The sequence below is a fragment of the Rhizobium sp. 007 genome, assembly GCF_015353075.1.
Lineage (GTDB): Bacteria > Pseudomonadota > Alphaproteobacteria > Rhizobiales > Rhizobiaceae > Rhizobium.
The window spans coordinates 1,492,125-1,503,986 of record NZ_CP064187.1; the positions used below are offsets into that span (position 1 = coordinate 1,492,125).

Here is an 11,862-nt window from a genome sequence, read left to right on the forward strand (position 1 = left end):
ATTACCGTTTATTTACGATGTTTCAAAGCTGTAGTGGCGAATGGGTCACGCTTCGAAATGAAGTAAACAGAAATTAACTTGCTGCCTTGCTTGTAGGGCAAAAGCGGGTAAAACGACACACGTGCCGGAATCGGGTTCGCCCGGCGACGGGGACGAGAAAAAAGGTAATGGGTGAAATGAAGGCTGGTTCAAGATTTTTGAACGCAGTATCGGCGGTTGCGCTGTCTGCAGGTATTGTTGCTTCGGGCGCAGGCGCAATTACAATCGTCTCTGCGACGGCTGCGGAAGCAGCGGTTATCCAGCGGATCGATGTACGTGGAGCGAGCCGCGTCGGCGCTGAGGCAGTCCGGTCCAATCTCACCATCGCCCCAGGCAGGAACTTCTCGAATACCGACATCGATGACTCGGTAAAGCAGCTCTACGGCACGGGGTACTTCTCCGATGTCAAAATCTCCGTCTCCGGCAGCACGCTGGTAGTGACCGTCGAGGAAGCCCAGCTCGTCAATCAGGTCGTTTTCAACGGCAATCGCAAGGTCAAGGACGACAAGCTGGCCTCGGTTGTACAGACGCATGCCTCCGGTCCCTACAACGATGCGCTGATCCAGGCCGATATCGCGGCGATCAAGGAAGCCTACGCGGCAACGGGCCGCAGCGAAGTGCAGGTCACGACGCAGGTCGTTCCGCTTGGCGAAGGTCGCGTCAACCTCGCTTTCGTCATCGATGAAGGCGACCGCACGAAGATCGCAGCCATCAATTTCGTGGGCAACAATGCCTACAGCACCGGTCGTCTAGCTGCCGTCATTAGCACCAAGCGCTCGAACTTCCTCTCGTTCCTGACCCGCAAGGACGTTTACAGCGAAGATCGCCTGCATGCCGACGAAGAGGCGCTGCGCCAGTTCTATTTCAACCGCGGCTATGCCGACTTCAAGATCATCTCTTCGGATGCTACTTTTGACGAAGCCACGAACAAGTACACGCTGACCTTCAATATCGAGGAAGGACCGCGTTACGACTTCGGTCCGGTAACCGTACAGTCGACCGTAGAAGGCGTAACCGGCGAGCAGCTTCAAGGCCTGGTAGTGACGCGTGAAGGCGAAGTCTACAGCGCCAAGGACGTCCAGAGGTCCATGGAAGCCATTTCGGATCAGGTTGCTTCGGCAGGCTATCCATTCGCCCGCGTGACGCCGCGCGGCAACCGCGACCTCGGCAACAATACGATCGGTGTCGAATACCTCGTCGACCAGGGCGAACGTGCCTACATCGAGCGCATCGAAATCCGCGGCAACAGCCGCACGCGCGATTACGTCATCCGCCGCGAATTCGACATGAGCGAAGGCGACGCCTTCAATCAGCAGATGATCACAAAGGCCAAGCGCCGTCTCGAAGCGCTCGGCTTCTTCTCGTCGGTGAATATCTCGACCGCGCCGGGCAGCTCGCCTGACCGCGTCGTTGTCATCGTCGATGTTCAGGATCAGTCGACGGGTTCGTTCGGTATCGGTGCCGGTTACGCCGCAGGCGGCGACGGTCTGATCCTGGAAGCGTCCATTGAAGAAAAGAACTTCCTGGGTCGCGGCCAGTATATCAGGGTTTCTGCCGGTGGCGGTGTCGAAGGCTCGCAGAGTTATGGTTTGAGCTTCACCGAGCCTTACTTCCTCGGTTATCGCCTTGCGACCGGTTTCGACCTCAATCACAGCGAAACCTCGAGCAACGATAATTACGACTATACCGAAGATAGCGTCGTTCTCCGCGCGACGGCGCCGATCACCGAGGATCTGGCGACGACGTTCCGCTACAACTTCAAGCGGATGAACTACGATGCCGACGGCAGCGATCTGAGCGATCTTTCGACACCCTATCAGGATCTTGTGAACGATGGACCTTGGATCCGTTCATCGATTTCCAATACGCTGACCTATAACACGCTCGACGACATGACGCTCCCGCGCGAGGGGATATACGCGACGTTGACGCAGGAAATTGCCGGCTTGGGTGGCGACTCGCAGTTTTACAAGATCTACGGGAAGGCGCGCTATTATCATCTGCTGGCTGACGATGCCGATATCATTGGATCTGTTGCGGCCGGTGCGGGCCATGTTGTCGGCCTCGGCAAAGACCTAAACATCTTCGACCAGTTCACATTGGGCAACAACGACATCCGCGGCTTCGAAAACAAGGGTATCGGTCCTCGCGTTGGTGGCGGACCGGATGATCCGCTCGGAGGAACGACTTATTTTACCGTCTCGGCGGAAGCGACCTTCCCGATGCCCGGATTCCCGCGTGACTTTGGTCTTCGTGGCGCGGTCTTCGCTGATGCGGGTACATTGTTTGGAAATGATGTTGACGTGAGTTCGCCAGAATTCGTGAGAGGCGATAGCGCAGCACTTCGTGCGTCCGTCGGTGTTGGCCTTGTCTGGCAATCGCCGTTCGGCGCGCTGCGCGTCGACTACGCGATCCCCGTCGTGAAGGAAGATTACGACCAAACACAGTACTTCAAGTTTGGCATCAACAACCAATTCTGATATCGGCAATCCAGAATCGAAAACTGGAGCTTTGCCGGTGGAGCAGAACAATTTCTTTCCGCCCCGCGACGGCGTCAAACTTTCAGAGTTGGCGCAATATCTCGGGGCGGAACTTGCCGACCCTGAAAATGGCGACATCCTTATCCGATCGGTGTCGCCGGTCAGCCGTGCGAAGGCCGGTGATCTTTGCTACATCATCTCACGCAGGAGCCGTGCCGAGCTTGAAACCTGTCGGGCGTCGGCAGTCCTTTGCGAGCCCGCGATAAGATCGGCGGTACCTCCTCATATTCCGGTTCTCTTGTCGAAGAACCCCCATGCCGCTTTTGCGATGGCAGGCGGGCATCTCCATCCGGCTGCTTTGAAGCCACTGGCAACAATGTCTTCGACGGCAGAGATCGCGGCGACTGCGGCGGTCGATCCGACGGCGCGGCTGGAACCGGGCGTGATCGTCGAGCCTTTGGCTGTCATCGGCGCGAATGCGGAAATCGGTCAGGGAACACGGATCGGCGCCGGCGCGCTTATCGGTCCCGGTGTCAAGATCGGCCGCGATTGCACGATCGCCGGCGGTGCCAGCGTGATATGCGCGCTCTTGGGCAATGGCGTGATCGTGCACAACGGTGCGTGTATTGGCCAGGATGGCTTCGGATATGCGCCAGGCCCCAGAGGCATGATCAAGATCGTTCAGATCGGCCGGGTCATCATCCAGGACAATGTCGAGATCGGCGCGAACACGACGATCGATCGCGGCACGATGGACGACACGGTCGTCGGCGAGGGAACGAAGATCGACAACCAGGTGCAGATAGGCCACAACGTCAGGATCGGGCGTCATTGCGCGATCGTTTCGCAGGTCGGCATCGCCGGCAGTGCGGTTATTGGAAACGGTGTGCAGATCGGCGGTCAGACTGGTATCAATGGCCATATTACGATTGGCGATGGCGTACAGATCGCGGCAAAGAGCGGCGTCATTCAGAGCATTCCTGCCGGTGAGCGTTATGGCGGCATTCCGGCACGTCCGGTAAAGGATTTTCTTCGAGAGTCGGCGGAGATAATGGCGCGCGCGAGCGCTCGGGCTCATAAAACGGGAGATCAAGAATGACTGAAGGGGTCAAGGAGACGCTTGCTTCGGCGGACATCATGGAGATCATGAAGCTTCTGCCGCATCGCTATCCGTTTTTGCTGGTCGACCGGATTATTGAGATCGATGGCGATGATTCCGCGATCGGCATCAAGAACGTCACTGCCAACGAGCCTCATTTCACCGGCCACTTTCCCGAGTCGCCGATCATGCCGGGTGTGCTGCTGATCGAAGGCATGGCGCAGACGGCGGGTGCGATCTGCGCGCGCAAGGATGGAACGAGCGGTAACCTCGTCTATTTCATGACCATCGACAATGCACGTTTCCGCAAGCCCGTCATCCCGGGCGATCGGGTCGAATTTCATGTGAAGAAGAAGAAGCAGCGCGGTAATATCTGGAAGTTCCATTGCGACGCCAAGGTCGACGGCGCATTGGCCGCGGAAGCTGATATCGGCGCGATGATTCTTCGTAAGGACGAGGCATGAGCACGATCGCAGGGAGCGCCCGCATCCATGCCATGGCCGTTGTCGAGGATGGCGCGGTCATCGGCGAAGGCGTGACCGTCGGTCCGTTTTGCCATGTCGGTCCGAAGGTTGTTCTTCATGACAATGCCGAACTGCTGGCGCATGTCGTGGTGACCGGCAGAACCGAGATCGGCAAAGGCACCCGGATTTTCCCGATGGCGGTCATCGGCGGCGACCCCCAGAGCGTGCACCATGGCGGCGAGGAGACGACGCTGACGGTGGGCGAGAATTGCACCATCCGCGAAGGCGTGACGATGAATACCGGCACCGCAGATTTCGGCGGCAAGACAATCGTCGGCGACAACAACCTGTTTCTCGCCAATTCTCATGTCGCCCATGACTGCCGTGTCGGCAATCACGTCATCATGTCGAACAATGTCATGCTCGCCGGGCATGTGACGATCGAGGATCGGGTCATTCTCGGCGGCGGATCGGCCGTGCATCAGTTCACGCGTGTCGGCCGCCAGGCCTTCGTCGGCGGCCTTTCGGCTGTCAGCTACGATGTCATTCCGTATGGGATGCTCAATGGAAATCCCGGTTTGCTGGGCGGTCTCAACGTTGTCGGCATGACGCGGGCCGGGATTGATCGCGCTGTCATCCATACGGTGCGGCGGGCTTACAAGGCGATTTTTGAAGGATCAGGTTCGATCCGCGACAACGCGGCAGCGATCCGCGACGAATATGCCGATTGCGAGCCGGTGATGCATATCCTCGATTTCATTGCCGCGGAAAGCGACCGCGCGCTGTCATCGCCGACGCGAGGACAGAAAGGCTGACCTTGTCTCCCGCCGGTGATACCGACAAAGGCCGTCTGGCGATCATTGCGGGAAACGGTCTTCTGCCGTCTTATGTCGCCGAGGCGGCGCGGGCAGCCGGCGAGGATCCATTCGTGATTTCGCTGAAGGGTGAACTTGACCGGTCATGGGAGGACTATGACCATGCAGTCATCGGCGTCGGTGATTTGTCGGCGCTGGCAGAAATTTTCAAGCGCAACAACATCACCCGCGTCGTCATGTCTGGCGGCGTTCGCCGTCGCCCCGAATGGCGGGAAGTGAGGCCAACCTGGCGGACGGTCGCAAAGATGCCGGGTGTGGTGCGTACGCTGCTTTCGGGCGGCGACGATACGGTGTTGCAGATGGTCATCAAGCTCATCGAAGACGACGGCCGGCGCGTCGTCGGCGCGCAGGATATTGCCCCCGACCTGCTGGCGGCTGTCGGGCCGATCGGCGTCATGTCGCCGGGGAATGACGACAAGATCGATATCCTGAAGGCGGCAGCAGCCGCCGAAGCGCTTGGTGCGCTCGATGTCGGGCAGGGCGCAGTCTCCGTCGGCGGACGCATCGTGGCGCTCGAAGGCGCGGAAGGGACCGACGGAATGCTTGAGCGCGTCGCATCGCTGCGTAGCGCCGGGCGTATATCGCCGCGCCGCCGTGGCGTGCTGGTCAAGCTCTGCAAGCCGCAGCAGGATGTCCGCGCCGACCTTCCGTCGATCGGCCTCTCCACGGTGACGAATGCCAAGGCGGCGGGCTTGGCGGGAATTGCAATCGAGGCGGGACGTGCTCTCGTGCTGGATCGCCAGGCTGTTATCAAGGCAGCCGACGAAGCCGGGCTTTTTGTCTGCGGGCTCGATCGCGGCCTACCGTCATGGGGGCTGTGATGAAGATCGCGATCGTGGCAGGCGAGGTTTCCGGAGACCTTCTCGGCGCCGATCTCGTGGCTGCACTGAAGCGCAGGCATGCCGGGATTGAACTTGTCGGCGTCGGCGGCGACGCGCTGGAGGCACAGGGGCTGAAGTCGCTCTTCGACTTCTCCGAGCTTTCGATTATGGGCGTCACACAGGTGCTTGGAAACTTGCCGAAGCTTGTCGCCCGCATCAGGCAGACGACGGCTGCAATCATTGCGGCAAAGCCCGATATTCTGATCGTCATCGACAGCCCGGATTTCACCCATCGCGTTGCCAAACGTGTTCGCGAAGCCCTGCCGGAACTCCCGGTCGTCAATTATGTCTGTCCCAGCGTTTGGGCGTGGAAGGAATATCGCGCCCAGCAGATGCTCGCTTATGTCGACCATGTGCTGGCCGTTCTGCCATTCGAGCCCGCGGTGATGGAGCAGCTCGGCGGACCGCAGACGACCTATGTCGGCCACCGGCTGACGGCGGATGCGGATTTGATTGCCGCCAGGCGCGGCCGGGCAGAAAAGCTCAAGACCGTCGCGGAGGGCCGGAAAACGATCATGCTGCTCCCGGGCTCGCGCTCGTCGGAGATCACAAAGCTGCTTCCCTATTTTCGCGATGCTGTCAATGAGCTCGTCGCCCGCGGTGGCACAATGCGGGTTCTCATGCCGACCGTCAGCCGCAGGGAATCGATGGTTCGCAACCTCGTGAAGGACTGGGAAACGAAACCGGAGATCCTGACTGGCAATGAACAGAAATGGCGGGCTTTCGCGGAGGCCGATGCGGCAATGGCTGCCTCGGGGACTGTCATCCTCGAGCTTGCACTTACAGGCGTGCCGACAGTCTCAGTCTATAAGACAGACTGGATCATCACTATGATGACGCGGCGCATCAAGACGTGGACGGGAGCAATCCCTAATCTGATCGCCGACTATGCCGTCGTCCCGGAATACATCAACGAGGTCGTTCGTGGCGCGAGCCTGGCGCGCTGGATGGAACGCCTTTCCAGCGACACGCTCCAGCGGCGCGCAATGCTCGAAGGTTTCGACCTTGTCTGGCAGCGCATGCAGACGGAAAAGCCGCCGGGCGAGAAAGCGGCGGATATCGTTCTCGACATTCTGGACAAGAAAAAACCCGGCCGTCTCTGACCGGGTTTTTTTCGGGCGGAAGCGGCTTAGCGCTTCGAAACCGGAACGTAGTCGCGCAGCGGTTCGCCGATATAGAGCTGGCGCGGACGGCCGATGCGCTGCTGTGGATCCTCGATCATCTCGTTCCACTGGGCGATCCAGCCGACCGTGCGGGCCAACGCAAAGAGCACCGTGAACATCGTCGTGGGGAAGCCCAGCGCCTTCAGCGTGATGCCGGAATAGAAGTCGATGTTCGGGTAGAGCTTCTTTTCGATGAAGTATTCGTCGGTCAGCGCGATGCGTTCCAGCTCCATCGCGACTTCGAGAAGCGGATCGTCCTTGTGACCGAGTTCGGCGAGAACCTCGTGCGTCGTCTTCTGCATGATCTTGGCGCGCGGATCGTAGTTCTTGTAGACACGGTGACCGAAGCCCATGAGGCGGAACGGGTCATTCTTGTCCTTGGCGCGGGCGATATATTCCGGAATGCGCTCGACCGAGCCGATTTCCGAAAGCATGTTGAGCGCCGCCTCGTTGGCACCGCCATGAGCCGGGCCCCAAAGGCAGGCAATGCCGGCCGCGATGCATGCGAACGGGTTGGCGCCCGAAGAGCCGGCGAGGCGAACCGTCGAGGTCGAGGCGTTCTGCTCGTGATCGGCGTGCAGGATGAAGATACGGTCCATGGCGCGCGAGAGGACCGGGTTCACGACATATTCTTCGCACGGTACCGCGAAGCACATGCGCAGGAAGTTCGAGGCGTAGTCGAGATCGTTCTTCGGATAAACGAACGGCTGGCCGATATAGTACTTGTAGGCCATGGCCGCGATAGTCGGCATCTTGGCTATCATGCGCAGGCTTGCGACCATGCGCTGATGCGGATCGGTGATGTCTGTCGAGTCGTGGTAGAAGGCAGACAGAGCGCCGACACAGCCGCACATGACGGCCATCGGATGGGCGTCGCGGCGGAAGCCGGTGAAGAAGCGAGACATCTGCTCGTGCACCATGGTGTGATGCGTGACGCGGTAGTCGAAATCCTTCTTCTGGGCAGCCGTCGGCAATTCGCCGTAAAGCAGCAGATAGCAGACTTCCAGGAAGTCGCCATGTTCGGCAAGCTGTTCGATCGGGTAGCCGCGATGCAGCAGAATGCCTTCATCGCCGTCGATATAGGTGATCTTCGATTCACAGGAAGCGGTCGAGGTGAAACCAGGATCGTACGTGAAGGAACCGGTGTTTTTATAGAGTGCACCAATATCGATGACATCCGGACCGATCGTTCCGCTTTTCACGGAAAGATTGGCGGTTTTGTCGCCGATTTTGATTGTTGCGCTTTGATCCGTCATGCTGATCCTCCAAACTGGCGGCGGCGCCATAAAAGCGCCATAGGGTTAAGCGTCCTCTCCGATAGCTATATGATCACGGCGCCAATGCCAAGTTACCGTGGCGCCATTTTGTGCATCGCAGTATCAACTTTTAGACACTCCTGCGATGCCGGAGGCGCATAGCGGAAGCCAATGATTTAATTCGGCTTTTGCAATCCAATTTTTTGGACTTTTTTCAATCGATTATTGTTGCTGAAACGCCCTCAGGGCTGCATTCTGGTTGTATTCATAGGGTGTCAGCGGGCTGGGTGCATGCCGGAGTTGAAAACGGCCGAGCTGCGCATTTCCGCTTCAGCAGATGTCGCGGACAAGCAGTGTGCGCGCTTCCCGGCTTGCGCTTTTGGAATGCGGGAAGAAGCCTTTGGCAAAAGCAGAGCTCTCGCCCGTCAATAGCCACCGTTCAGTCCCGTAGCCACCGATCAGTCATTGTGGCTGCATACCCAAGGCTTTCGGCCTGCAAATGGCAAGCTAAGGAGCCGCTCAGGGCACACGCCTGCGCTTTGCGACGGTTTTTTCGGGCTTGGGGCGGCGATCTGGTTTGCGTCCGGCACGAACGTTGCGCTCAGCGCTTTGGCTTTGACCGATCGCAGCCGTGAGGGCGCTGCGACCCGCGAAAGACGGAGGGAAAGCGAAATTTTCACCGGAGCAGCAGGAAGAGGCAAGAAATGCGATGCGGAACGGTGCCACGCCCGGCTTGCGATGCCGCGGACATCGTCGTCACGCTGGCAAGGCTGCGGTTCGGCGCCTGCCGATGCGGCGCAGTGCATTTCGCGAATGAAACCTTGCGGAAAACCGGCGCCGTACCGTGCTTTGGACAACCGCCTTCGAGAAACTCGATCGCCCCTAGAGCCGCCACGCCTATGAGTGGCGCGCCGTCGCCTTTGCCGGCGACGCGCTGCCGGTCAATGGTAGCGGCGGATAAGGCCGACGAGCTTACCCTGAACCTTTACGCGATCCGGTCCAAAGATGCGCGTCTCGTAGGCGGGGTTCGCCGCTTCCAGCGCGATGGACGCACCCTTGCGTCGGAACCGCTTCAGCGTCGCTTCCTCGTCATCGACCAGTGCCACGACAATGTCGCCGGGATTGGCGGTGTTGGTGTTGCGGATGATGACCGTGTCGCCATCGAAGATGCCAGCATCGATCATCGAATCGCCCTTGACCTCAAGCGCGTAGTGTTCGCCGGAGCCGAGCATATCGGCCGGAACGTTGATGTCGTGCGTGTTGTTCTGGATCGCCGAGATCGGCACGCCTGCCGCAATACGGCCCATGACGGGAACCGAAATGGAGCTGGTATTGTCTTCGTTCGCCGGCTTCGGCGCGGCGGCAGCAGGCTGCGGCTTGCCGAGGCTGCCCTCGATGACGCTCGGCGAAAAGCCGCGGCGGGGCTGGATGCTCGGGCTGTAGGCTTCCGGCAGCTTGATCACTTCAAGCGCGCGGGCGCGATTCGGTAGGCGACGAATGAAACCGCGCTCTTCCAAAGCGGTAATCAGCCGGTGGATGCCGGATTTGGACGCGAGATCCAGCGCATCCTTCATTTCGTCGAACGATGGCGGAACGCCGGATTCCTTCATACGCTCATGAATGAAGAGGAGAAGCTCCTGTTGTTTGCGTGTCAGCATCGAAGTTTAACCCCAAATTCGTGAAACAAAGCCAGAACGGACACTATATGTTCCATATGTGTTCCGCAAGTACCTAAATTTTCGTAAAACTTCGTCTCAACTGCGTTCATTTTTGGAAACTTTTGTTTGCCGGATCAGCGCTTTCAGCTTGCATTGACCACATAGCGGCACACATCTTCAGCACATTAAATGGAGACCTGACGCCATGCTGCATCCGTTGGATCATCTTGTTCTACCGGTCACCAACATCGATCTCGCGCGGGAGCGGCTGGGACGATTGGGGTTCACGGTTGCCGCCGAGGGCCGTCATCCTTTCGGCACGGTGAATGCTTGCGTTTTTTTCGCCGACAAGACCTATCTCGAGCCGCTTGGTGTCGCGAGCGCGAAAGAATGTGAAGAATCAGTGCGGCACGGAAACGTCTTTGTGGCGCGCGACCAGGCCTTTCGTTTCCGGTGCGGCAATGACGGATTCTCTGCGGCCGCATTCAGCACGGAGGACGCGGACGCCGACCATGCTCATTTCGTTCGTGCGAGAAAGAGCGGCGGCGCCATGTTGGAGTTTTCGCGCCTGATCAAGATGCCGGACGGGTCGCAATCGACAGGCACTTTCAAGCTTGCCTTTGCCGCCGATCTTCGGGTGCCGGATTTCTTCCTCTTTGACTGCCAGCGCATCAACGCCTTTCCGGCCGATCGGAGCGCGCTGGAAAAGCATGCGAACGGTGCAACCGGTATCTCGGAGATGGTGCTAAGCGCGCCCGAGCCTGAAGCCTTCGGCTCGTTCCTTCAGTTGGCCGTGTCTACGACGGAAATCGAGCGGACACCGTTTGGCGTGGCGATCGCGGCAGCGAATGCCAGGATCAGTCTTCTGTCGCCGGAAGGGATGGAGGCTTATTTCGATTCGGTGCCGTTATCCGTGGATAAGGGGCTAAGAGGCAGCGCTGTCGTTTTCCGCACCACCGATCTTGCCGTGACAGAAGCGCTTTTGGCTGATAACGGGATGCCCTATACACGCAAGAACAACAGAGTCCTGGTGAAGCCTGCGCCCGGCCAAGGTGCGATCTTCGCCTTCGAGGAGATCCGATGAGCAATACGAATTCCGAAGTCGCAGTCGGCGAAGGTGCCGGCCGCGTCGTATTTTCAAACAGTGGCAGGCTGTCGCTGATCGCCGGCGCATGCGAAATGGAGAGCCGCGACCATGCCTTCATGGTTGCGGGCACGCTCAAGGAGCTTTGCGGCAAGCTCGGCATCGGGCTCGTTTACAAGACCTCCTTCGACAAGGCGAACCGCTCTTCGCTGTCGAGCAAACGCGGTATCGGTCTAGAGAAGGGCTTGGAAGTCTTCGCCGACCTCAAGAAGGAACTCGGCATTCCGGTTCTGACAGATATCCATTCGGAAGAGCAATGCGCGCTGGTCGCCGAGGTCGTGGACGTTCTGCAGATCCCGGCCTTCCTCTCCCGTCAGACGGACCTGCTTGTCGCAGCCGCGAAGACCGGCCGTGTCATCAACGTCAAGAAGGGCCAGTTTCTCGCTCCCTGGGACATGAAGAATGTTCTCGCCAAGCTAAATCAGAGCGGCAATTCGAATGTTCTGCTTTGTGAGCGTGGCGCGTCCTTCGGTTACAATACGCTGGTCTCGGACATGCGCTCGTTGCCGATCATGGCGGCCATGGGGGCTCCGGTCATTTTCGATGCGACCCATTCCGTACAACAGCCCGGCGGCCAGGGCACGACGTCGGGCGGGGAGCGCCAGTTCGTCGAGACGCTGGCGCGGGCGGCAGTTGCGGTCGGAGTTGCAGGTGTCTTCATCGAGACCCACCAGGATCCGGACAATGCCCCCTGCGACGGCCCAAACATGGTGTATTTGAACGACATGCCGCGGCTTCTGGAAAAGCTGCTGGCCCTCGACGCCGTCGCCAAGGCGGCCTGATACTGGCGGAAGGTGCCCGCC

10 protein-coding genes are annotated in these 11,862 nt (G+C 59.2%); 8 read left to right on the forward strand and 2 right to left on the reverse strand.

Features of this window, described 5'->3' with window-relative positions:
* Positions 1-176: 176 nt before the first annotated feature.
* Genes bamA through lpxB form a run of 6 tightly spaced genes read left to right on the forward strand, consistent with a single transcriptional unit; the run spans position 177 to position 6,941 of the window.
* A complete protein-coding gene (bamA, locus tag ISN39_RS07570) occupies positions 177-2,519 on the forward strand; it encodes an outer membrane protein assembly factor BamA (protein ID WP_074070253.1) in 2,343 nt (780 codons plus the stop codon).
* 37 nt (positions 2,520-2,556) lie between these two features.
* On the forward strand, positions 2,557-3,618 hold the full coding sequence (gene lpxD, locus ISN39_RS07575) for a UDP-3-O-(3-hydroxymyristoyl)glucosamine N-acyltransferase (RefSeq protein ID WP_074070254.1): 1,062 nt from the start codon (positions 2,557-2,559) through the stop codon (positions 3,616-3,618).
* The gene (gene fabZ, locus ISN39_RS07580; RefSeq protein ID WP_194729641.1) at positions 3,615-4,082 is read left to right on the forward strand and encodes a 3-hydroxyacyl-ACP dehydratase FabZ; all 468 of its coding nucleotides are present in this window, start codon (positions 3,615-3,617) and stop codon (positions 4,080-4,082) included. The genes lpxD and fabZ overlap by 4 nt, the downstream gene beginning before the upstream one ends.
* Positions 4,079-4,897 carry an acyl-ACP--UDP-N-acetylglucosamine O-acyltransferase gene (lpxA, locus tag ISN39_RS07585; RefSeq protein ID WP_194729642.1) on the forward strand — a complete coding sequence of 273 codons (819 nt, stop codon included), beginning with the start codon at positions 4,079-4,081 and terminating at the stop codon, positions 4,895-4,897. Before fabZ ends, lpxA begins: the two co-directional genes overlap by 4 nt.
* A 2-nt stretch (positions 4,898-4,899) precedes the next feature.
* Entirely contained in the window at positions 4,900-5,778 is an 879-nt protein-coding gene (locus tag ISN39_RS07590; RefSeq protein ID WP_074067985.1) for an LpxI family protein, read from the forward strand.
* Positions 5,778-6,941: a lipid-A-disaccharide synthase gene (gene lpxB, locus ISN39_RS07595; protein WP_246763304.1), complete on the forward strand. Its 1,164-nt coding sequence runs from the start codon at positions 5,778-5,780 to the stop codon at positions 6,939-6,941. Before ISN39_RS07590 ends, lpxB begins: the two co-directional genes overlap by 1 nt.
* A 26-nt stretch (positions 6,942-6,967) precedes the next feature.
* Here the strand turns inward: lpxB and gltA are convergent, their stop codons facing one another.
* Both gltA and lexA read right to left on the reverse strand, forming a co-directional pair.
* Positions 6,968-8,257 carry a citrate synthase gene (gene gltA / locus ISN39_RS07600; RefSeq protein WP_022715495.1) on the reverse strand — a complete coding sequence of 430 codons (1,290 nt, stop codon included), beginning with the start codon at positions 8,255-8,257 and terminating at the stop codon, positions 6,968-6,970.
* Between the two features lie 941 nt (positions 8,258-9,198).
* Entirely contained in the window at positions 9,199-9,915 is a 717-nt protein-coding gene (lexA, locus tag ISN39_RS07605; RefSeq protein WP_194729644.1) for a transcriptional repressor LexA, read from the reverse strand.
* A 205-nt stretch (positions 9,916-10,120) separates the two neighbouring features.
* Between lexA and ISN39_RS07610 the strand changes: the two genes are divergently transcribed.
* The gene (locus ISN39_RS07610) at positions 10,121-10,999 is read left to right on the forward strand and encodes a VOC family protein (protein ID WP_194729645.1); all 879 of its coding nucleotides are present in this window, start codon (positions 10,121-10,123) and stop codon (positions 10,997-10,999) included.
* Positions 10,996-11,841, forward strand: a complete 846-nt coding sequence (gene kdsA / locus ISN39_RS07615) for a 3-deoxy-8-phosphooctulonate synthase (RefSeq protein ID WP_074067993.1) — start codon at positions 10,996-10,998, stop codon at positions 11,839-11,841. The genes ISN39_RS07610 and kdsA overlap by 4 nt, the downstream gene beginning before the upstream one ends.
* Positions 11,842-11,862 lie beyond the last annotated feature (21 nt).